Genomic DNA, 22,706 nt, shown 5'->3' on the forward strand with positions numbered 1-22,706 from the left:
AAAACAAAAAAAGTTATTGAATTAAAGCCATTTTTCAACCATTAATTAAAGTTTTTAAATCTTGAATAGTTTTAGTAATAAGTAGTGTTAATTGGGCACTTAAAAAATAAGTTAAATTCTTCTTAAAAATAGCAATTAAAAGTTTTTTATTATTATCAGTAATAAAAACTTGGTGGTCAAAATTAGTAAACATTTGTTTTTTAAATTGCCATGTTAAAATGATAATTTTAGTTTTAGTATATGCTTTTACTGGAAATTGTTTATTAATAATATTAGGTAATGAAGAATTACTAAATAATGTCACTCAAATTTTTTTCATTAAATTAAAAATTGTAGATAAATTATCACTAAACATTTTTCATGAAAAAAAACCTAATCAATAGTAAAAGAACACTAAAATTAGTATTGAAACAAAGTTATTTATTGATGGTAATAATATTTTAATCATAGTAAAATTAAATTGTAAAATAATGGCAATTATAATAATTGACAAAATAGTAAAACGCATCACTTTCATAATCTGATTATTATTACGGCTTAAAAAACTAAAGCAAATAAATAAATGTAAAATCGAAATCAATGATAGCATTGGTAAACTTTCTAAATCTAAAAAATTAATATTAATTACCATTTCTTGAACTGGTAATAAAAATAAACAAAATTGTGCTAAAAATCATAAACTAAATTGAAGAATAATGATTTTTGTTTTATTAAATATTTTTTTATTATTAATACTATTTTTATGAAAATTAATAGTAATTAAAAAAGTTAATTTCATAATTAAAAGTAAAAAAAGAACTGGTAAACCAAAAAAAATAAATAATTGTTCAAAATTATTAATACTATTAATTTTTAAAATATTACTACTACGTAACATTATATTCACCTTTAAATAAACTTTGCTATTATTATAATTATAAACTATTAAAATTAAATAATGCAATTATTTAGTTTTAGATAGTGTTCAAATATTCAAAAAAAAGGATGAAAAGAAAATGTTATGAAACTGCTGTATTAAATTCTTTAGTAATAATTTTGATAATGAATATCAATATTTACAACCTATGGATTCAAACTATATGTACTACCCCACTACTAATTATCAAACTACTACATCTACTACTAAAAAAATAATTGTTGAACAACCAACTAAAAATACATCAACAGTTTTTTCAAATAGAAAAATTATTTCAAAACCATTGAAAAAAAGATATAAGAAATTAATATTAATAATATTACTATTTTTGAAGAAGAAAGTGAAAATCAAACTAAACATATATCTTTATAAATAAAAAAGAGTTAATAAATATTTATTAACTCTTTGTTTTTAATTTATAACTATCTTTAACTTTTTTAAAAACCATTGTTTTGTAATCTTTATTACGATAATCATCAAAAACAAATATACCTATAAAATGATAACCAATGCCTTTTGATTTTTCTTTTATTTTTACAAAAGTAACAAATTCTACTTTATCTTTAATATATTTTTCACCCAATTGTTTTCTTTTTTCACTTGTACTAGTACTATTAAATTGATAAATAACATTTCAATCTTCTGACAAAAAATTTGCATATCCTGTTTTAATTACTTTTTCTTTTTCGCTATTTGGAGTAATCGTTAAAAATCAAACTTGTTGATAATCATTTATTTTATAACCACTTTTTAATATTGATACATCATCTTCATTAGTAAAAAGAGTACTTAAAACCTCAAAAATTGTTTTAAATAATATTCTATCTTTGATAGTTATTTCTTTCTTGAATAAAATTGTTTTTAGTACCTCATTGTTCACTATATGGTCACCTCTATATAAACTATAACATAATTTTAATGATTCTTATTTATACGAAATAATAATACTAATTACATTGTAAAAAATTTTGGTTGTAAACAAAATCCTGGTGTTAATTCATCAGCAATATGAACGTCTTCTCAATTTTCAGTCTCAATTGAAAATTGTTGACCTGTAGGTACTAAAACCGATAGTGGTGCAACTACTTCCATCATTTCACTAACTACTAATGTTTTTGATACTATTTTTTTTTCAATAATTGGGTTAATATGAATACAAGATTTTATATCATAACTATCAGTAAATGCCACTAAATTTTGATTGTACTGTGATAACATTTGTATTTTTTTATTTAAAGTTGTCAACTTCTGACTACCTTTTTTATTTAAAGTTTCTAACTTTTCTTTTTCTAAAACTAATTGTTTTTTTCTTTAAGTAGTTTTTGAACTTCTTCAGTTGCTTGATTACCAATTTTTGTTAATTTACCTTCTAGTAAAGAAATATTTTTTTCTTTCTCTTTTATTTGCATGCCATTTTCTTGTTGAATAGTTTCTAGTTTTATTTTTTCTTCCTTTAATTGATTAACTTCCATAACTAATTTTTGATTTTTATCTTCTACTGTTATTAATGTTTGTTGTGTTTTTGATAATTCTTGATTTAATTTTTCTAAAGCTTGGTTATTTTTATAATTTCTACTTTCTAATCTTTCTTTTTCTAAAGCTAACGCGAACTCTTTTTTTATTAATCTTTCAATACTTTTATTTTTTTGTTCACGAATATTTCTCACTTTTTTTTGTACTTTTTCTAAATTATTACTTATTTGATTTATTTTTACACTATTTTGTTGCTTAATTTTTTCTAACTTTGTTTTTTCTCTTTCTAAGGTAGCAACTTTAGAAACTAAAAATTTAGTTTCATCAATTAATAGTTGTACTTTTTGCTTTTCTGCTATTAATTGTTGTTCTAATATTGCTGTTTCTTCTGCAGATTTAACTTTTATTTTATCCAATTCTTCTTGTGTTTGCTTTAATTGTGCTTCTAATTCATTAATTTTTGCTTGTAAAATTTGATCTTGACTTAAAATTTCTGTTTTTTCTTCTTTTGCATCATTTTCTTGTTTTATACTTTGTTCTTTAATGTCATTTTCTTCTAAAATAACATCAATTTTAGTAATATCTTTTTCAAGTAAAGTCGTTAAACTACTTGTTGTAGATGATTCTGAATTATCTGTTTCATTAGTATTAATAAATTTTAAATGTTCATTTTTTTTGTTGTCTTTTTTCTTATTTTTTCTTTTTTTAACATTTGTTTTCTTTGTTTCTATTTTATGAGAATTATTAAAACTTTCTACTTGCATTAACGTTTCTTTTTTTGAAACATCATTATCATTTAAAACTTCTTGCAATTTTTGCTTTAACTTTTTAATCATTTCAATATTACTATCAATATTTTTTTCAATCTCGCTTAAATATTGCATTGAATCATTTTCATTAAAAATTTGATTTACAATTTTCGTTAAAGGCAATGGAGAAGTAACTGGTTTTTGAAACATTTCAAAAATAATTTTTGACAAATCAAAAATATTTTGAATTTTTAATTTAATTCCCTTAATTTTCAATTCATTCTTTTTAGATTTATTATTTTTAAAATCATAAATTTTATTTTCATATTCATCGAATAAATTTACAATTTCCTTTTTAAAAATTTTATCAAGTTCTTCAATATTTAATTTATATGGAATTTCAGAATTACTATCTTTAACTAAAATATCCTTAAATTTATTTTCTCTTGACATTATGTCCTTAATTTTTTCATATTCATTGCTTGTTAAACTAATTTTATTATCGCAATCTTCATCAGTAACAAAATATTTTGATTGATTAGCAATAAAGTTATAAATATTTAATACACCTAATTGATGATTTTCACAAATTGATTTAAAATGTTTTAATATTTCAAAATTATTATTTAATTGCTCTCTTAGTTTATTTAGGTTATTTAAGTCCTTACACGAACTAATTTTTTTAATAAAAAAAATATTATCATTTTTCAGGATTTCTATTTTTGTTTTCATAAATTCAATATTAGTAATATCTTTTTTAATAAAATCACTAAAATCACTAAATAATAAAGGATGATTAAAAACATTAATTATTAAAAAAATTGAAATCAAACTTTTCAAACTGTATAAATTGGCTTGATCAATATATTGCAAAGAACTATGCAAATTTTTTCTAAACAATTGACTATCAAATTTTTCATCTTCCTGTTGATAATATTTGGCAATATTACTGATAGAACTATCAATAGCATTATATTCTACACAAGTTATATAAATAATATTAAGTGCAGTAATAATATCTTCTTTAGTTAATGTTGGTACTTGTGATTTTATTTTTTGTAAAATGTTAGTAATTAAATGTTTACCTACTGACATTATTTTTACTCCTATCTTTTTTAATCAATTAAAAACTCATATAGCTATTAAATAGTTATATGAGCTCTAGTAGCTTTAATATTATATTGTAATAATCACTTTCAATTATAGATTAACTTTAGCTTTAATATTCAAAGTTGCTGAATTTTGTAACTGTGCCTTTATTGCATTGGCTACATGTTCAACATCGGTACCAATAACAATTTGCAAAGCTTCTTTACTCAAAATTTTAGTACCAAATGCTCCTGCGGCCTTAACTTTTGCCAAATTAACACGTGATGTATCTTTAACAATCAAACGTAACCTAGTAGCACAATTATCAATTTCAACAAAATTATCTGCACCAATTGCTTCAATTAATTTTATTGCCATTAGTGTATATTTATCACTTTTAAGATTTTTATTGGTTAACTCTGATTTTGTTGTTACTTTATTTTCTTCAACACCAAAATCTTCTTCTCTTCCTGGTGTTTCAATATTCATTTTAGTAATTAATGTATAAAATACAATAAAATAAACTCCACCAGCAGCCACAATTAATAATAATACTCATAGTGGATTTGAAGTAATATGATAAGCACCAGTAGCATGATTAGTAAATCCTCATGATTGAGCAAAAGAAATGCAATAGTCAATAATTCCAGCACTAAAACCAAAACCAACTTGGATATGCAATGCTGTCGTTATTGCAATAAATATCCCTGTTAATAAGGCATGAATTACCAATAATAATGGGGCAATAAATACAAATGAAAATTCAATGGGTTCAGTGATTCCACTAATAAAAGAAACTAAAGCAACTCCTCCTAAAAATCCTGATACCATTTTTCTATTTTCTTTTTTAGCTGCCATAATCATAGCTAAGGCAGCAGCGGGAATACCACCCATCATAATAGGAAAGAAACCTGATTGAAAAAATCCAGATCCTTCAATACCTCTAGTAAAAGCATTAATGTCTCCATTTACTCATTCTCTTGTTCCAGATGCAGCACCTGTAATTGGAGATATTATCTGACCATTAATTGGTAATTGAAATCAAAAAAAGTATTTAAGATTTGATGTAATCCAAAAGGTAATAATAAACGATTTAATATTCCATAAACAGCTGTTCCTGGAATAGCAACTGCTGGATTATTTGGATTAGCAACTAATTGACCAAATTTCATTAATACTAATTGAATTCATGGTCAAACAATAGCAAATACCAAAGCAGTGGGAATAGTTATTGCTAAAGCCACCATTGGTGCAAATCTTCTACCACCAAAGAATGATAACGCTTGAGGAAGTTTGATTTCTTTATATTTATTATATAAAACTGCAGATAAACACCCCGCTACAATTCCACCAAAAACACCAATGTTTAATACATAAATACCGCCGATAATAGTTTTACCATCTGTTCCAAATTCTTCTACATAAAATAATGACGAAAATTTTTCACCTTTACTTGATGTAAAAGTTAAAACATTTTTATATAACATTTCTGGTAATGAGTGTTCAATTGACGTCATTGCAGCTATTGCTAAATAAAATACTGCTCCAACTAATGCAGCTTCACCACGATGATCTTTAGCTAAACCAAATGCTAAACCCAAAGCAAATAATAATGGTAAATTATCAAATACTATTTTTCCTGGTTGTTGAATAATATATGAAATTCAATAACCCACTTCATTAGTAACATGCATAACACCAGCATCAGTTGTAGTAGTAAATATAAGTCCTAATGCTCCAAATCTGTTTAAAATAGCAGCGAATGGTAATACTGCGATTGGAAACTGTAATGCTTTACCTAAGTCTTGTAAAAATTTTAAAACATTATTTCAAGGACTTTTTTCTTTTGAGGTTTTTAATTCAATATTACTATTTTTTGTTTGATTTTTTTCTTTATGTTTTTTTCAGAAAACTAAACCCATATTTTAACCCCTTCCTAAAACTTTTTCTTAATTTTTCAAAATTAAAACATTGAACTTATTGAAACTGATAATAGCACAATGGCACCAACTGTTGCACAAAACATTAAAAATATATAAAGAGCTTTATTTCAAAAATAAAAAACTTGATATGTAACTTTTTTTGGTTTAAATAAAAATTGCTCGTTAATCAGGCTCCTTTCTTTACGTAATTTTCTTTTAAATAAAAAAAACACAAGAAAAATAATACCAACACAAATCAAACCAATGATAAACATTATTCACATTGCCGATGTTGATAAACTTTTATTGTGCGATTCTAATGTTAAAAAATTTAGCATAATCATTTACACTTTCTAATCATTAGTTTTTTATCTTAACAAGTATATAGGGGCTTTGCCCCTAGTTGCTTCGCAACTTACCCCAGTGACGTAAACGCCACGGCCAACCAACCAAGGTTCTGGTTAGCTTCAACCAATAAATATAGGTTTACTCTATTTTAACATCTTTCTTATTTTTCTTAGAATATTTATTTCTATAATAACAAGTACGGCATACAGTATTTTCAGTTTCTTTCTTTTCAGTTTGTAATATATTATCTAACTTATCTAATCCTACTGCTCTAATATCATCAACAGTAAAATCTAATGCTTGTGATTGTTCATAGTCTTTAACAGTACTTAATTCACTCTTTAACGAATGAATATAATTTAAAGCACGACTATTATATCTTTGTAAATAAGACCTAGGAAATCATAAACTAAAAGTCATAGTTTCACCACTATAACTAGGTGGTAATCCACCACGTTTAATTATTCGCTTTGTTTGTCTTTTAGATAATACAACTTTATTATAATCATCAACATTAGTATAAATATTTAGTTTAAACTTAACTAAAAATAACAAAATACGCATTCTTTTAACTTGCACAATATATTCCACTTTTTCACGTGCTTGTTTTGGTATTCTATCGGGGTATTGTTCAATCATATACATAATTCCATTAAAATTATGACCTATTAATTTACAAAACATTCCTAAACTTTCTTGTGTTTCTTTAAATTCGGCTGATAAATCATTACTATTAATTTTTAAACCTAGTTCATCAAAAACAAGCATATCATTCTCTTTAAAAGCATAATTACTATTTAATTGATTAAATTTAAAAACATCATCATAAGAACAACGATAACTATATTCATTACGTACTTTAATAGGAATAGGACTTACTACCCTACCTTTATGTTTTTGTGCTAAACAACAAGCAAGGGCAGATTTACCAGTACGTGGTGGTGCTGAAATAATATAACTACCTACACGTTGTAATATCTTTATATTTTTTCTAGTTATTAAAAATGGATAAAGTATTATTAATAATATAACTCCTAAAAGTAAATAACCATATCAAGGCATTATTTCAACTCCTAACCAACTAAAAATCCAACAGCTTTTAAAAATACTCATAAAGTTAAAACTTGTTCTAAACCACTAGTAAAATCAACATTTAAAACAGAACTAATAGTATCATCAAAAATACGTCTCAATAATCCGTCAAGTTTAGTAAAAAATTCTCTTAATGGTTCAACTGGTAAAACTTTACCAACAACACCATATAGTACTCACCTAAAAGCATTACGCAAATGACCAAAAACATCATATCAACTAACACGTTCATACTCAGGGTTAAAAGGACTATTTGGTGGTACTGGCGTAACTTTCTCACTTGAAAAAATATTAATTTGATCAAAATTTAATTGTGGTGAAAAAGTTGGTCTAGTTGATTCACCATGAACATCAAAAAATACTGTTAAATGTCTTAAATTTGGAACACGAATAGGCATAGTAACAAAATTATATAAATCTTGCTGATAAATATCATTATCAACTTTACCTTTAAAAACATATTTTGTATCACCAACATTATCTAAAAAACTAAAAACAAAATTAGCAGTAAAAGTTTTAAAATATTCATATTCAAAATAAAACATAAAACCTTGAATATAAAAACTTAAAGGTTTATCAATTTCAAAATTTAACTGTGTTTGAAAATTTATAATACTTTTACCAGTATTAACAAAATTTAAATTATTAGTATTATTCTTTGCAACATAATTATGATTAAACATAATACGTGAAAATTCATCTAATTGTTTTCTATTAAAAGTATAAACGCCAGTTCCCATATCTATCATTTGTGAGACGGAACACCAACTGTATCACTATAATAATAACACGTATATAAACCTTCATTATTACCTATAAACTCACCACTTACTAATTTTAAATCCGGTTGGTCAACATCAAAATAAGCAGAATTTCATGGAATTGTTGCTCAATCATCAAAATCATGATATTTAACATGTTTAACCATTTCTTTTATAATATCATAATTAACAACATTAGGGTCATTTGAAGCAATTAAACTAGTCGGTGCTTGAACAGAAGTATTTACAACAAAAAATAATTTAGCAAACTTAAATCACATAATTGTTTACCAAATAAAGATTTTAAAATTCACCATGAACCATAAAATAAAACAAATCCAATAAAAAACTGTGTTCCATAAACTACTAAATTTCATAAAATAGTAGTAAAATCATCAACTGGATTACCTATAAACATAGTTCAATAATCAACAATACATTGATGTATTTTATTGTAAATTTCTAAAACACTCATAACTAACACCTACCCAAATAATGACCTAAAAATAAATTTAATACTACGATAAATAAAATTAAAAAATACACCTAATACTAACCAAAAAGTCAAATTAAACAAAATATAAACTTCATCAGTAATATTAGTTTGATTTAAAAATATACTAATATCATTACTAGAAAATATAAAAATAAAATGCAATATACTAAGAACAAAATTAGACATAATTAATCACCAATACCAAAGTCACGAGTTGAACTACCAGTAAACTTATTACCACCAGCACCACCTTTAAACTTACCTTGTTGTTTATTTCTTGTTTTTACTTTTTCAACGCGTCTTTGATAACTCTTAGCAATTTGTTGACCAGTACCAACACCCAAAGAAACAGAACTTTTACCAATGAACTTAACAGCATATCCTAAACCTAATGTTGGTAACATTAATTCGGGTAAAATAACCCTAAATGCAAATCTAAGCAAAATTAAAAATATCATTAATGTACCCAAATTAAAACCTAAATCACCAAGTGGAAAACTAAAAAACTTCATAAAAATTGAAGCAAATAATTGCATAACAGTTGTAATAAAAGGTATAAACATAATTTCACATCCTAATGTCTTGTAAATCTAAATAATCCCAAAATTAAATAAAATACAAAACTAACATTTATTAAAGCAAGAATAGGCAAAGGTAAAGTGTATAAACTATCATAAAAAAAACGACTTAATAAAAAGTGTCACAGTATGTAGCCCAGCAAAAGAACTTAAATACTGCATATAAATAGTTTGTACCAAAGCATTAACAACCAGTAAAAGTTTACCTAATAAAGGTAAAACAAAAACCAAACTAAAAAATAACTTTACCATTTGCTTAATTCCTTTCTAATTATTAATGTGTTCCATGAATAATATGTCCCACAAATTGTTTGATAAACACTAATACCATAAATACAATTGAAATTAACACTGGTCAATTTGTAAGTGTTCCACCATCGCCAGTAGTAAATACTCAACCAAAAATATAAGTAAAAGCATTTAATAATTGTTGGCCAACACCACCAATCATATTTAATAATGCTGATAATCCAGCAGGCATATTAATCACCTCCTTTCTCTAATTCTTTTTGTTGTTTTTCCATTTCTAATTTACGTTTCTTCTTTTCAAAATCTTTACGACAAAAAATACAATCAGGCTCACTATCATTCTCCTTTACATGTTTTCTATGTTTATATTTTTCTATACCTTCACGTATTCAATTTCTACAAAATCAAAGAATTAAACAAAAACCACCAATATATAACACATATTTTATAATTTCTTTCATATCCATTATTTATCACTTCCTTTTTTTCTTTTTTTAAAAAAATCAATTAAACTAAATAATTCATAAACAATTACTAAAACAAAAAGTAAAATATTAATCCCCAAATCTAAACCAATAAAAAAGTCAAAACTACCATTTATAATATTATGTATTTCAGCAACAGTTCAAACCATAGAAAAGAAACCAACAATAAAACAAAAAACATGAAATTTAGGAGTGTCATACCACTTTTTTTAATTTCTTTATTTTCCATTATTTTTTACCCCCTAATAAAAATCATCATAATTCATATTTTCACTTAATCTTTGGTCAAAATTTCTTTTTGCCTTTTTCTTATGCAACTTTTGTCTTGGCATATTTTTTCATTTATCTTTTTTCATTTTAAACACCACCTAATGTATAAGCATAAGAATAATCCCAATTTAAACTTGCTCTATCTAAATTAATCTCAGACATACTATCATCATTTAAATCAATATCAACCATACCGTCATCTGTACTTTGATAATCATTAACACTACCATTAATTAATCTTGCTCTTTCATCAGTAAATACTTCTTGTAACTCTGTATTATTATGTGTATTTCCCAATGGCAACAATAAAGTATTTATAATCTCACTTGCTCCAGCAATAATCGTAGGAATAGCAAAATAATTACTAAAATCATTATTTATACCCATAGCAACACCACTACTAATCAAACATCCACCAGTAGCCATATTCGCTATTTTTCTAATTGCTTCAAATCTATTAGGTATTAACTCAGTTAAACCACTAATAACATTCGCTATACCAAAACTATTTAAAGATATATAAGTATCTCAATCTACAAAAAGAACATCAATTATTGGTTTAACAGTTGTAAATGGTGGATACGTTGGTTTAGGTGGTTCAGTAGGGCAAGGTGGTCAAAAACAAGGTTCATCTCTTAATAAAAAAACTGACTTATCTACATACTGAACAAATTTAGCAAAATTAATTAAACCAATTGTTCCTAAACCTAAAAATATTTTTTTATAACTATTAATCACTTTATTTTTAGTAGTAGGTCTTTGATTAATATTCCAAATATCAATTCCTAACTTTTTACTAAATAACAAAGAATTAATAGAACCTAAAATTGGGTCTTTTAAATATTGACCATAATAAGCACTAACTCCTACCATAGCACTTAATGGACTTAATCCAGTTCTTAATATTTTAGTTAAAGTATAATTACTAGTTTGTTCTAACTCATTAGGCATAAATAAAACTCCTTACTTTATATACTAATAAGGAGCTTATTTAATTTTTACTTATTTCTTTTATTCTCTTTTCTTATTCGTTCCATTTCATTAGCAACTCTGTAACACATTTCACAACCGTATACTCGTTCATAAGTCCAATCGTTACATTTATGTCTCATAATTTAACTTACTTTCTTGCTGTCTCATTGCCTTATTTAAAGCAATATTTAATATACAATTTGGACAATAATATTTTTTAGTATATAAGTTTTGTAAAACTTTTTTAGGACAAATAACTTGGTCACAAAGTTTACACATATAAATTGCTAAATGAAATGTTTGCTCACATGAACAATTATCATTTTTAGCCATAATTTAATTAACTCCTAACATATTAATAATTATTTAAAATTACCCTTTCAATAAATAACTATTTTCAATTAGAAAGTTTTTTAATATTACCGCTTAAATCAAGTTCAAGTGAATAAAAATTACCAACTTTCAAATCAACAGTAGATAAACAATTATTAAAATCACTAGCAAATTCCGGATTATATCATTTATCACGTGTTTGACCAGTTGGCACGCTTGTTTGCTTATTTATTTCTACAAACTTCAAAACATCAAACTTCAATGTTTGACCTTTATTATTTTTATCGGGAATAATACGCCCTTTTTCAATATTAACTAACTGTACTTTAAACATAAAAAAATACTTAACCTCCGATGAAACGACTAATAAAGTCAGATTAAGATGTGGGTAAACCATCTTATTTATAAATATACAGATATTTATATATATTTCAAGTAAAAACAAAAAAACATCAAAGTAAAATAAAATCTTCATCGGTGACTTTAAATTACTTTGACATTAAACATTATATATATATATATATATATATACAAGTAAAAATATAGAAAAAAATAGTTTTTTTTCTAATGTAAAACTTTTTTCCTAAAATCTATTTTTTCAACTTTATTACCAAAAACTTTATCAACCCAAGTCAAAACATCTTTATCTTTTTGAATTAAATATCCAATTTCACTAGTCCGTAAATAATGCTTATGTGATAAAGCACTTAAATATACATATTTTTCGTAATCTTCATAATCTTTAAAATAATCATTTACAACAGTACTTTCAATAATACCACCAATCATAACAGTATCACCATTACTATCTCTTTGAGTTTTAAAATAAAATACATTTGTAGCATTAAAACTTACTTTAATGATATCTCCAATTGTCAATTTCTTAATACCACGAACTACAATAGGATTTTTACAATTACAACTAAAAGCATAAGCCTTTACACCAACATCTGTTTGATTTATAGATTTAACATCATCTATCGCTTTTGTAACATATTTTCCTAAATATTTAATAACAAATTCATTTGTACCTTTTTTAACTACTTTTAAATCATTAAAACCATGAGTTCATCATTCTGCTAACATACTTTTATATATCTTTCTATTAAAAATTATATGAAAATGAATAGCACCACGCTCTTGATATTCATAAACATAAAAATATTTTAATTCACCTAAATGTTCAAAACGTTTAGGGTCATTTCATCATTTCTTTAATTTAAGAAAAAATAAACGAATATCTTTTTTTGCTTTTTTAATATCTTGTATATTATCTTTATAAGTTAAAGTAACAAAACTTAACATTTTACTATCATAAAAATTATGCAATGCTTTTTGAATTAAATTAGTTTTAGTACGAACAGTATTATTTCTTAATTTTTGTTTATTGCCAACATAACATTTACCTTTTTTATTTCCAATATTATTTAAAAAAGAAATAGGTAAAACCACATTTTTAACATAACAAGCATAAAAAATCTTTTTAACATAAAAATCTTGTTGAATATCCATATATAAAACTCCGATGAAACACTACTTTAAAGTAGCAAATTTTATACTTTAATAACAAACAAATCTTAACATAAAAAATTATAAAAGCAAACATAAACAAAAACGATACTTAATTTAATTAAAAAATTATAAAAGCAAACATAAACAAAAACGATACTTAATATATTATTATACAATAATTTTCTTTAAAATAAATATAATCACAAAATTTTACACTTTTTTATTGTTTATTATACAATGACTTACGCATTCTAAATCTTAATTTAATTGGTACACCCTGAAAACCAAATCGTTCACGAATTTGATTAATTAAAAAACGTTCATAAGAAAAATGACATCGTTGTGGAGCATTTACCATTAAAATAAAAGTAGGCGGATTTTTTTCAACCTGTGTTGTGTAATATATCTTTAATCTACCACCTTTAAAGTAAGGCGGCTCATTAATTAATTGAGCTTTATTAATTATTTCATTAAGAATACTTGTTTTAATTCTTAAATTCATATTAACTAATACTTCATTAATAGTAGCAAATAAAGTATGAATTCTAGTATTTTCTAAAGCAGATAAATATACAACAAAAGAATACTCAAGATATTTAAATTTTTCTTTAATTTTTTTAGTAAACTCTTGCATTGTTTTTTCATTTTTTTTAACTAAATCTCATTTATTAACAATAATAATAACTGGCTTATCTAAATTTTTTGCCATTCCTGCTATTGTTAAATCTTGTTCTTGAATTTCAACACTACCATCTAATAAAAACAAAACAATATCACTACGTTCAATGGCATTAGTAGTTCTAATTAAACTATATTTTTCTAAATCTTCAGTAATTTTTCCTTTTCTACGAATTCCCGCAGTATCAATAACACAATATTGTTTTTTATTATAAACAAAATTACTATCAATAGCATCAGTTGTTGTTCCTGCTATTGGTGAAACAATAACTCTATTCTCTTGAAGAATAGTATTAACTAAACTTGATTTACCAACATTGGGACGACCAATAATTGCTAAATTAATATGTTCTTTTTTTTCTGTATGAACCTCTTTTGGTAACTTAGTAATTATCATATCTAATAAATCACCAAAACCAACACCATGACTAGCAGATACTAAAATTGGTTCGCCAAAGCCAACTTTTAAATAATCATAAATTTTATCATTATCTTTTTGAACATTATCATATTTATTTGCAATAATAATAACAGGTTTCTTAGTTCTGTATAATAATTTAGCAATATCTTCATCTTCGTGAGTTAGACCTTCTTGATAAGAACAAACAAATAAAACAATATCAGCCTCAGCTAAAGCAATATTAACTTGTTGATTGATTTGTTGAGTAAAATTAGTAATCGTTTTAGTAATACCACCCGTATCAATAATCACAAAATTTTGTGTTAATCATTCACCAATGCCATAAATTCGATCTCTAGTTGCTCCAGGCATATCTTCAATTATTGCTACTTTTTTTTGTAATATACGATTAAAAATTGAAGATTTACCAACATTAGGGCGTCCTACAATTACTACTTTTGGTAACTTATTCATTTTATTCAAATCCTTATATTTAAAATATTATTTTTTATGACTAAAGTAATTATCATATAAAATTTTTAATTTATCAACGGTCGTTTGTAAATTATAATCACTATTATCTAAAATAACTGCATCTTCAACAATTACTAGTTGTCCAGTGCTACGAGTTTTATCAACATTATCACGAATTACCATATCGTTATATACTTGTTCTTGCGTAATATTAATACCCTCTTTAATATACTGTTTATATCTTCTTTCACTACGAGCGTGTAAACTAGAAGTTAAAAAAATCTTTAATTGAGCATCAGGTAAAACAACACTACTAATATCTCTGCCAACGACAATAAAGCCTTGACTTCTAACCATTTCTTGAATTCTAGCAACCATAACTTTTCTAACTTCAGATAACGAAGCAATTATTGGTACTTTACTAGTAACATTTTTATCATAAATTTCTTCTGTTGGTGGTTGATCATTAAATAAAAAATGACCATTAACTCATCTTATATCAAAAAGTTGTAGTGCTGCAAGTATTAAATCTTCACTTTCAAAAGCAATTTTATTTTTTAAACAATGATTAGTAAAACTACGATACATAATTCCTGTATCCATAAATTGATAATCAATTTTTTTAGAAAACAAATATGCAGCTGCTGATTTACCACTAGCTGCTGGACCATCTATTGCAATATTAATCTTTGGGTACATTGTTTTTCTCCATTCTCTACTTAATAAATAATATTAATGATAATACTAACACGACTATTAAAATTAAACAAATAATGATAATACTAAATACTGTTAAACTTCATTTATAATTATGCTTAATTTTAATTTTTTGTAATTCATCTTGAAAATTATTATGTTCTTGATTAATTTCTTTTAGTCCTTTATTAAGATCACTATTATTTATTTTATACTTTTTATATTTAAATTCTAAATTTTTAACAAAATTTTTGACATCATGAATTTTACTTTCTAAGTCTTTTTGAAATTCATTTATTTTATTATGCATACTATTAATTAACGTTTGATATTCCAAGTTAGTACTTATTAATGGCACATCAACTATTTCAAAATCAATATTTTCACTATATTTTTTTAAAATATTATTAATATTTTCTAACATATTTTCCAATATTAATTTATCATTATCATCTAAATGTTGTTCATTATTTTTAATAAAATAATTTTCAAAATTAACTAAATTTAAATCAGAATTTAATTTTTGAAAAATTGGCTCAAAATATGATTGATCAATTTTTATTAGTTGCTGATAATAATTTTCTATTTTTTGTTCTTGTTCTCAAAGCTTACTATTTTCTTTAATTTCTTTAGTAATTTGTTCACGTAAACTTTTATACTTTTCCATTCTTGTCATTAAAGCACCCACAAATTAATATTTAAAAAATTCCAATACTGATTTATTTTTAATAGTAATAATAATTTTCTTGATTATAACATAAATATATAAAATCATTATAATATACAAATTTAACTATTGATAATATTTTAAAAAATAATTGTTTTTGCTTAGTTTTGTTTTAAACATTATTAAAATAAAATATTAGAAAAATTTATATTTTTATGTAGGCATTATTTTTTTATTGTATATTCATTTTTTCAATTATAGACTTAAATTAAGATTTACAAAAAATATTTTTATCTAATATCACTTTCACATTATTATAAATATCTTACTATTATCGATATTAAAAATAAAAAAATATTACATTAGGTAAATCTTAATCTTAAAATAAACTAAAACTAAAAATAATAATTTATTTTAGTAACAAAGGAGAATAAAATATGCAAAAAACTACATTTATTTTAGGGCATTTAAAAATTGAACATACAACTACTACTGGAAATACTGATAGTAATAATATTAATGTACTAGATAACGTTGATCCTATTAGTGTGCAAGCTAACTTAAACAGTATGGTTCCATATATTAATCAAATATTAGAAGCTTTACCAGCTACAGAAAAAGTTGCGTTTTTAAAAGATGAACAATATCCAAATGGAACATTCGTATTAGTAACAAGTGCTGGTATAACACCAATTGTACCACAATATTTACTTACTAGACTTCAAGAAACAGCTCCAAAAGCATATATATTAGCACAAGGTCAACAATGAGGATGATCAATTGCTAGTCAAACAGATGTTTCTATTAACGATTTAGAAAATCAATTTGAAGAACATACAAAAAAATGTTTAAATGCATATATAGCTTCAGGAGATGAACTAGATTATAAAATGGATTTCATTTATAAAGTTGTAGCAACCGTACCTAATGCGCCACAAGTAACTGCTAGTTCATCAGTTAAATTCCACTTTACTGTTAAAGCAGTTAAAAAAGCGTAATTAAATAATTTTAGTAATTCATAAAATATAATATTTTTTATATTTTCTTAGTACCTAGGTCAATTTAGTATTACTAAATAACCTAGGTTATATTATTAAATAAAAGGAAAAGTACTAATGAACAATAAAAATATCAATGAAAAAATTAAAATTATAATGAAAACAAAAATAACCAATAACGAAGAAAAAAATGAAAATAAAAATAACACTAATAATAATTATGAAACGGTAAGATATAAAGTACCTGTTTTTGATTTTAATGATGTTAATCAAATTAAAGAAAACTTAAATAGTATGACTATTTATATTACTCAACTTTTAGACTTATCACCACTCACTAGAATATTCTTATTAAAAAATAATGACTATCCAAGTGGAATGTTTGCAGTAAGGGATAGAAAAACAACAACAGAAAAAAAATATAACATTATCGCTGAACAAGTAACATTAGATTATATGCGTAATTTGTTTCAAGCAGCTTATAATCAAGCCAGTATTAATAAAACCTGAGAATGATTCATTAATGATTTAAACAATGTTACTATTCCAAATTTAACAAATTCATTTAAAGAACATTTAGAAAAATGCAGAATAGAAGCAATTTCAGTAGGTAATCAATTTTTAAACTACAAAATGAATTATCCAATAACAATAAAGGTAATGATTGATGGCAAAATTGTTGATGTAACTTCAAGTGAAACTTTTGAATATACTGTCAAAATTGCTGATTTTAATAATAATGATTAGATTCATTAATTAACTAAATAAAAATACATAAATTCTAATAAATATTTATCAAAAATAATGTTATTGTTATTTTACTTCTTAGGAAATTTAAAAATATAATAATTATATAAAAAACAAATTATACTTATAGATAAAAATATAGGAGTTAAAAATATTGTAAAAACAACACCACATCTTACATTTGAAATGTTAAATCAATCATTTAAATTATTATTAAATACATCTAAAATTCCATTTAAATGAGAATACTCTTTATATTTTCCTGCGATTAATCCAAAACCATTAGTGACTAATTCTGTATGACTTCCTATTAACACTTTGCTAGTAAATAAACTTAATCCAATTATCATAAATAAAAACCCAAGAATAATAATTGCTAAAATAAATCAATTAATTTTTTTATAATTTACCATTTTTTACCCCCGTTTCTTCTTTATTTTCTTAAGCAGAGAATTTACAATTACTTAGTTTTGTAAATCATTATTTTTTCTTTAATTTAATATTCATTAATTATACATACATTTATTAAACATTTCTGTTAAAAACAATTTTAATTGCATTAATTATTAAAAATAAAAAAATGATCATTGTTGGTCAATAGTTTAGAGGTGAATACGCATGAAATCAAAAGTTATCGTAATCACAGGGGCTTCTAGTGGTATTGGTATGGAAACAGCTAAGTTATTAGCAAGCGCCGGTCATAAATTAATTTTAGCTGCAAGAAGAGAAGAAAAACTTAAGGCATTAGTTACTAGTATTAAAAATAAAAATGGTGAAGCAAATTATTTAGTAACTGATGTCACCAAACATCATGAGGTAGAAAAACTAGCACAATTTGCAATTAAAACATTTAATAAAATTGATGTTTGAATTAATAATGCAGGAATTATGATACTAACATCTTTAAAACAAAAAAACATTAAAGACTGAGATGAAACAATTGATGTCAATATTAAAGGAACACTTTATGGTATTGCTGCATCATTACCATTAATGTATCAACAAAATTCAGGTCATATCATTAATATTTCATCAATTGCTGGTCATTTTGCTCATGCTGGTGAAAGCAGTTTACTCAGCAACAAAATGAGCAGTTAGAGCAATTAGTGAATCATTAAGAGAAGAAGTAGCAAAGGATAAAACTAATATTAGAATTACAGTAATTTCACCTGGAGCAATCAATACTGAATTATTGAATAGAGTAACTGATAAAGAATTTAGTTCTGAATTTAAAGAATATTATAAAACTTATAGCATATCTGCCGAACGAATAGCACTAACAATAAAACAAGCAATTGAATTACCTGCTGATGCTACTTGAAATGAAATTATTATTAGACCAACCAATGAAATAATGTAAAAATAAAAAAAATAAAGAATATTTATCTAATTTTTGAATTTTAAAATACTTTAGACAATTCTTTATTATTTTTTAATTTTAAAAGAGAGAGAAATTTAATATTAAGAATTTTTATATTTTTAATTGTTTTAAGAAATTATTCTTTCAAAGTATTGTCACTATAACTTACAATTTTATTATTTAAATTTAAATTTTTATTAATACCAATATTGGCAATTGTATTAATACTTGATATTGGTAATGTTTTTACTCTAAAAGATAAATCATGAATTTCAGTTTCATTTAAGACACGAAGTTCTCCATTGATTAAGTATTCATCACCAATTCTAAAGTTTTTAATTCAAATTGCACGATTAAGATCAGCATAACTAATATCTTCCTCGCGAAAACTTAAAATAGAATTATTATTAGATTTTTTCAATTTAATAATAGATAAGTTATCGCCTAATAAGCCTAGGCTTTGCTCATGTTGCTCAATTGAATTTCTAATAATAGGAATTATTAAACATTTTTGATCAGGAGTTTGTGTTCAAATGATAACTGTTTCAAGTTTGCAACCATTACAATATTGATAATTACAATTTATATTTTCACATCTAGTTTCGTTAGTTGTTTTTGTTAATGGCACATTAGCAAAATAAATGCCACAATTTATAATATTATGCATTTAATAAACCTCATTTTCTAAAGTTTTAATAATACTTTTACTATAAACAAACTTAATTACCATAAAAGAGTAAATTTGACCTTAAACTTAATACTTTTAAATTATAATGATATAAATTTTAAAATGTTTTTAATTATTAGTCTGTATAAATTTTGGTTTAAGGGTAAGTGGAATATTAATTTATGAAATTGGAATAGATATTAAATTGAGTTTTTAAACTAAATTAAAGACTCATATCAATAAATTAAAATACAAAACCCTTACATGAAAATTACTCATATAAGGGCATAAAGCCAAATTTACAATTTTAAATTAATTAAACTGATGTTTTGTCCTAAAGTTTTAGGACAAATATATAATAACAAATTTAAACCAAATTACAATAGAATCTCATACTGTATATAATATATTTTGATTAATTACCACTATAAATTTATTATTAATACTTTTAATTAATTTTATATTCTAAATATTATTTATTTTATTTTAAAAAACAAAAAAATAAATAAAAGTAATACTTAAGTACTACTTTTATAATATAATTTCTCTAATTAAGTTAAAAAAATAATATTTTAAACTATAAATTAAAATTCATGCAAATTTAACTTTAAACTAGTAGTAAAATAACCTCTTACAAACTGAGTATCTTTTTCATTATTTGCTGTAACTGTTTCAACACTAACAAATTTAAAAATAAATGCTTTTTGATTTCAATCATAATCGTAACTAACTGTTTGTTGAACTTTATTCATATTTCCTTCATGTGAAATACTATTATCAATAAACTTTGTATCACTAGATACAATAACTGAATTCTTACTTTGATCATTATAATAATAATCTTTTCCATTTATATGAAAATCGACATGACTTTTTATATCAGTTAATTCTATATATTTTAATTTTGAAGGATCACTAAAAAGAACAATAACATTTTTTTCAAAAGTTTTAGTTGTAGTTTCTCCATTATCAGCAAAAATAGGGTATTCAACAATATCAATTTGTTGTATTACATCATGTAAATTATCAACATTTATTAAATTGGAATTTTTTATATATGAATTTAATATCGAAGAAGTTGAAAATATTGATGCTGCTGATAATGCTGCTGTTGTTAACATTGATAAATATTTTTTCATAAATAACACCTCTTTTTTAATAACTTCTTAAAATCTTAAGAAGTTGGATACATCATAAACCTTTCTTTTAAAAAAAACAATAAAAAATATTTATAATAAATAAATGTTTTTTAATAATTTTTACGATTAAAATAAAAAATGAAATTCATTATTAGCGATTTTTTTGATAATTATATACTAATTTAAGTACTGTTTTTAAAGGTAATATTCTAATAATAGTTCTTGTAATTTTATTAGAAATTCCTGTAATAATAAAACTTTTTCTTTTTGTTTTTAAGGCTGTTTGTAAAGACTTTTTAGCATAAGTTTCAGTATCTAAAACTGGTAATAATGAACTATAATGTTCTTTATTTCCTTTACCATTACTACTACGATTTCAAAATTCAGTTTTTAATGGACCTGGACAAATTGTAATTACTCTTACTTTACTTTTTGCTCTTTTTAATTCATAATTAACTGCAACACCTAAACTTCAAACATATGATTTAGAAGCATAATAACTAGCAAAAACAGGCCCTGGACTAAAAGCTGCCATACTTCCAATATTAATAACACGACCATAATTATTTTTACTAAAACGTTGAACAAATAACTTTGTTAAAATATGTAAACAAGAAATATTTAAATTAATCATATTTAATTCTTGTTCTAACATACTATCTGCAAATGTTCCTCAAACACCATAACCAGCATTATTAATAACTACTGTTACATTTAATTCTTTTGATAACTCAAATAATTTATAAATATTTTTTAAATCAGATAAATCTAAATCATAATTTTTAACTTGTAAGTGTGGATACTTATCTGCTAATTCTAATATTTTTTTACTATCACGTGATACCCCTAATACGTGATAACCTTGTGCTAATAATGCTTGACAGTAATAATATCCCAATCCTTTAGACGCTCCTGTAACTACTGCTCACTGATTCAAAACAATTACTTTATTTATCATTTATATTAATACTCCTTTTATTTTTAGATATTAAGCATTTTTTTACTATTTGAACTAATATAATTATAAGCGCTAAAAATACTTAATATTGTAGCAACGTACATTGGTATCATTACTAATTGATTAATTAAGCCATATTGATCATTATTACTATGACCATTAACACTACCCTTTAAAAATCGTCAATTAATAAAAAATAAAATTGTAATTCCTAACATTTGTACTGCTGCCTTTATTCTACCATATTTATCAGCAGCCATTACTGTGCCTTTAGTAGCCAAAATTTGACGAACTACATCAATAATAAAATCACGTAATACCAAAATAACTACCATTCAAACCGGAATTATAGTACCACATGCCATTACAATTAAAACACCATTAGTTAAAAGTTTATCTGCAATTGAATCAAAAAATTTACCAAAAGTTGTTACCTGATTAAATTTTCTTGCTCATCATCCATCAATAAAATCACTAATGGCAGCAATAATAAATAAAATTGCTGCTATTAACCAACTAATTGGTAAACTATAATTATTAATATTAATACTTGTTATTCAAAGATGATAAAAATTATCATTATCTATTGGACCGATAATCATTAAACTAACAATAATTGGAACTAATATTAATCTTATTAAAGAAATAATATTGGGAACATTCATATTTAAAATCCT

General features: G+C 23.8%; 32 protein-coding genes. 5 read left to right on the forward strand and 27 right to left on the reverse strand.

From position 1 onward, the window contains the following. Window positions 1–13: 13 nt before the first annotated feature. A complete protein-coding gene (locus AACL05_RS05300; protein WP_338960372.1) occupies window positions 14–877 on the reverse strand; it encodes a hypothetical protein in 864 nt (287 codons plus the stop codon). A gap of 118 nt (window positions 878–995) precedes the next feature. Here AACL05_RS05300 and AACL05_RS05305 point away from each other — a divergent pair, with 118 nt between their 5' ends. Next, entirely contained in the window at window positions 996–1,292 is a 297-nt protein-coding gene (locus AACL05_RS05305) for a hypothetical protein (RefSeq protein ID WP_338960374.1), read from the forward strand. Window positions 1,293–1,313: 21 nt separating this feature from the next. On the opposite strand, the gene AACL05_RS05310 is transcribed toward AACL05_RS05305, so the two are convergent. The 21 genes from AACL05_RS05310 to AACL05_RS05410 form a co-directional block, all read right to left on the reverse strand. After that, the gene (locus tag AACL05_RS05310; protein ID WP_338960376.1) at window positions 1,314–1,796 is read right to left on the reverse strand and encodes a hypothetical protein; all 483 of its coding nucleotides are present in this window, start codon (window positions 1,794–1,796) and stop codon (window positions 1,314–1,316) included. Window positions 1,797–1,867: 71 nt separating this feature from the next. Continuing rightward, window positions 1,868–2,161: a hypothetical protein gene (locus tag AACL05_RS05315; protein ID WP_338985839.1), complete on the reverse strand. Its 294-nt coding sequence runs from the start codon at window positions 2,159–2,161 to the stop codon at window positions 1,868–1,870. A 50-nt stretch (window positions 2,162–2,211) separates the two neighbouring features. After that, window positions 2,212–4,233 (reverse strand): hypothetical protein, encoded by a 2,022-nt coding sequence (locus AACL05_RS05320; RefSeq protein WP_338985841.1) that lies wholly within the window; start codon window positions 4,231–4,233, stop codon window positions 2,212–2,214. Window positions 4,234–4,338: 105 nt separating this feature from the next. Next, complete coding sequence (locus tag AACL05_RS05325; protein WP_338963047.1) at window positions 4,339–5,334, reverse strand: PTS transporter subunit EIIC; 996 nt, start codon at window positions 5,332–5,334, stop codon at window positions 4,339–4,341. Then, entirely contained in the window at window positions 5,241–6,149 is a 909-nt protein-coding gene (locus AACL05_RS05330; protein ID WP_338985843.1) for a PTS transporter subunit EIIC, read from the reverse strand. Before AACL05_RS05330 ends, AACL05_RS05325 begins: the two co-directional genes overlap by 94 nt. Window positions 6,150–6,635: 486 nt before the next feature. Continuing rightward, window positions 6,636–7,559, reverse strand: coding sequence for a hypothetical protein (locus tag AACL05_RS05335; RefSeq protein WP_338960384.1), 924 nt, complete (start codon window positions 7,557–7,559; stop codon window positions 6,636–6,638). A gap of 11 nt (window positions 7,560–7,570) precedes the next feature. Then, on the reverse strand, window positions 7,571–8,338 hold the full coding sequence (locus tag AACL05_RS05340) for a hypothetical protein (protein ID WP_338960386.1): 768 nt from the start codon (window positions 8,336–8,338) through the stop codon (window positions 7,571–7,573). Next, window positions 8,332–8,631, reverse strand: a complete 300-nt coding sequence (locus tag AACL05_RS05345) for a hypothetical protein (RefSeq protein WP_338960388.1) — start codon at window positions 8,629–8,631, stop codon at window positions 8,332–8,334. The genes AACL05_RS05340 and AACL05_RS05345 overlap by 7 nt, the downstream gene beginning before the upstream one ends. Continuing rightward, on the reverse strand, window positions 8,595–8,825 hold the full coding sequence (locus AACL05_RS05350; protein WP_338960390.1) for a hypothetical protein: 231 nt from the start codon (window positions 8,823–8,825) through the stop codon (window positions 8,595–8,597). The genes AACL05_RS05345 and AACL05_RS05350 overlap by 37 nt, the downstream gene beginning before the upstream one ends. Before the next feature lie 9 nt (window positions 8,826–8,834). Continuing rightward, entirely contained in the window at window positions 8,835–9,032 is a 198-nt protein-coding gene (locus AACL05_RS05355; protein ID WP_338960392.1) for a hypothetical protein, read from the reverse strand. A 2-nt stretch (window positions 9,033–9,034) separates the two neighbouring features. Further along, on the reverse strand, window positions 9,035–9,409 hold the full coding sequence (locus AACL05_RS05360) for a hypothetical protein (protein ID WP_338960394.1): 375 nt from the start codon (window positions 9,407–9,409) through the stop codon (window positions 9,035–9,037). A 289-nt stretch (window positions 9,410–9,698) separates the two neighbouring features. Continuing rightward, window positions 9,699–9,905 carry a hypothetical protein gene (locus AACL05_RS05365; protein WP_174480363.1) on the reverse strand — a complete coding sequence of 69 codons (207 nt, stop codon included), beginning with the start codon at window positions 9,903–9,905 and terminating at the stop codon, window positions 9,699–9,701. A gap of 1 nt (window position 9,906) precedes the next feature. Next, on the reverse strand, window positions 9,907–10,140 hold the full coding sequence (locus tag AACL05_RS05370) for a hypothetical protein (protein WP_338960396.1): 234 nt from the start codon (window positions 10,138–10,140) through the stop codon (window positions 9,907–9,909). Continuing rightward, window positions 10,140–10,307 (reverse strand): hypothetical protein, encoded by a 168-nt coding sequence (locus AACL05_RS05375; RefSeq protein ID WP_338960398.1) that lies wholly within the window; start codon window positions 10,305–10,307, stop codon window positions 10,140–10,142. The genes AACL05_RS05370 and AACL05_RS05375 overlap by 1 nt, the downstream gene beginning before the upstream one ends. A 208-nt stretch (window positions 10,308–10,515) precedes the next feature. Then, window positions 10,516–11,379: a hypothetical protein gene (locus tag AACL05_RS05380; protein WP_338960400.1), complete on the reverse strand. Its 864-nt coding sequence runs from the start codon at window positions 11,377–11,379 to the stop codon at window positions 10,516–10,518. Between the two features lie 150 nt (window positions 11,380–11,529). Further along, window positions 11,530–11,733, reverse strand: coding sequence for a hypothetical protein (locus tag AACL05_RS05385; protein ID WP_338960402.1), 204 nt, complete (start codon window positions 11,731–11,733; stop codon window positions 11,530–11,532). 58 nt (window positions 11,734–11,791) lie between these two features. Further along, complete coding sequence (locus tag AACL05_RS05390; RefSeq protein ID WP_281748222.1) at window positions 11,792–12,067, reverse strand: hypothetical protein; 276 nt, start codon at window positions 12,065–12,067, stop codon at window positions 11,792–11,794. Window positions 12,068–12,297: 230 nt separating this feature from the next. Further along, on the reverse strand, window positions 12,298–13,245 hold the full coding sequence (locus AACL05_RS05395; RefSeq protein WP_338960407.1) for a rolling circle replication-associated protein: 948 nt from the start codon (window positions 13,243–13,245) through the stop codon (window positions 12,298–12,300). A 220-nt stretch (window positions 13,246–13,465) separates the two neighbouring features. Further along, window positions 13,466–14,797, reverse strand: coding sequence for a ribosome biogenesis GTPase Der (gene der, locus AACL05_RS05400; RefSeq protein WP_338960409.1), 1,332 nt, complete (start codon window positions 14,795–14,797; stop codon window positions 13,466–13,468). 27 nt (window positions 14,798–14,824) lie between these two features. Continuing rightward, a complete protein-coding gene (gene cmk, locus AACL05_RS05405) occupies window positions 14,825–15,496 on the reverse strand; it encodes a (d)CMP kinase (RefSeq protein WP_338960411.1) in 672 nt (223 codons plus the stop codon). Window positions 15,497–15,512: 16 nt separating this feature from the next. Beyond that, window positions 15,513–16,169, reverse strand: a complete 657-nt coding sequence (locus AACL05_RS05410) for a hypothetical protein (protein WP_338973664.1) — start codon at window positions 16,167–16,169, stop codon at window positions 15,513–15,515. A 428-nt stretch (window positions 16,170–16,597) separates the two neighbouring features. On the opposite strand from AACL05_RS05410, the gene AACL05_RS05415 reads away from it, so the two are divergent. Further along, entirely contained in the window at window positions 16,598–17,158 is a 561-nt protein-coding gene (locus tag AACL05_RS05415) for a hypothetical protein (RefSeq protein ID WP_338973665.1), read from the forward strand. Window positions 17,159–17,275: 117 nt separating this feature from the next. Then, complete coding sequence (locus AACL05_RS05420; RefSeq protein ID WP_338960417.1) at window positions 17,276–17,905, forward strand: hypothetical protein; 630 nt, start codon at window positions 17,276–17,278, stop codon at window positions 17,903–17,905. 71 nt (window positions 17,906–17,976) lie between these two features. On the opposite strand, the gene AACL05_RS05425 is transcribed toward AACL05_RS05420, so the two are convergent. Continuing rightward, window positions 17,977–18,318: a hypothetical protein gene (locus AACL05_RS05425; protein WP_338960419.1), complete on the reverse strand. Its 342-nt coding sequence runs from the start codon at window positions 18,316–18,318 to the stop codon at window positions 17,977–17,979. A gap of 205 nt (window positions 18,319–18,523) precedes the next feature. Here AACL05_RS05425 and AACL05_RS05430 point away from each other — a divergent pair, with 205 nt between their 5' ends. Further along, window positions 18,524–19,003 carry an SDR family oxidoreductase gene (locus tag AACL05_RS05430; protein WP_338960421.1) on the forward strand — a complete coding sequence of 160 codons (480 nt, stop codon included), beginning with the start codon at window positions 18,524–18,526 and terminating at the stop codon, window positions 19,001–19,003. Further along, a complete protein-coding gene (locus AACL05_RS05435; RefSeq protein ID WP_338960423.1) occupies window positions 18,960–19,265 on the forward strand; it encodes an SDR family oxidoreductase in 306 nt (101 codons plus the stop codon). Before AACL05_RS05430 ends, AACL05_RS05435 begins: the two co-directional genes overlap by 44 nt. Window positions 19,266–19,401: 136 nt before the next feature. Here AACL05_RS05435 and AACL05_RS05440 read toward each other — a convergent pair whose 3' ends face one another. The 4 genes from AACL05_RS05440 to pgsA all read right to left on the reverse strand — a co-directional run bounded on the left by AACL05_RS05440 (window position 19,402) and on the right by pgsA (window position 22,694). Next, window positions 19,402–19,932 (reverse strand): hypothetical protein, encoded by a 531-nt coding sequence (locus AACL05_RS05440; protein ID WP_338960425.1) that lies wholly within the window; start codon window positions 19,930–19,932, stop codon window positions 19,402–19,404. A 584-nt stretch (window positions 19,933–20,516) separates the two neighbouring features. Continuing rightward, window positions 20,517–21,071 (reverse strand): hypothetical protein, encoded by a 555-nt coding sequence (locus tag AACL05_RS05445; protein ID WP_338960427.1) that lies wholly within the window; start codon window positions 21,069–21,071, stop codon window positions 20,517–20,519. Between the two features lie 151 nt (window positions 21,072–21,222). Then, window positions 21,223–22,029, reverse strand: a complete 807-nt coding sequence (locus AACL05_RS05450) for an SDR family NAD(P)-dependent oxidoreductase (protein ID WP_252320132.1) — start codon at window positions 22,027–22,029, stop codon at window positions 21,223–21,225. Between the two features lie 23 nt (window positions 22,030–22,052). Next, on the reverse strand, window positions 22,053–22,694 hold the full coding sequence (gene pgsA, locus AACL05_RS05455) for a CDP-diacylglycerol--glycerol-3-phosphate 3-phosphatidyltransferase (RefSeq protein ID WP_338960431.1): 642 nt from the start codon (window positions 22,692–22,694) through the stop codon (window positions 22,053–22,055). Window positions 22,695–22,706 lie beyond the last annotated feature (12 nt).

Source organism: Spiroplasma endosymbiont of Thecophora atra (assembly GCF_964019735.1).
GTDB lineage: Bacteria > Bacillota_I > Bacilli_A > Mycoplasmatales > VBWQ01 > Spiroplasma_E > Spiroplasma_E ixodetis_A.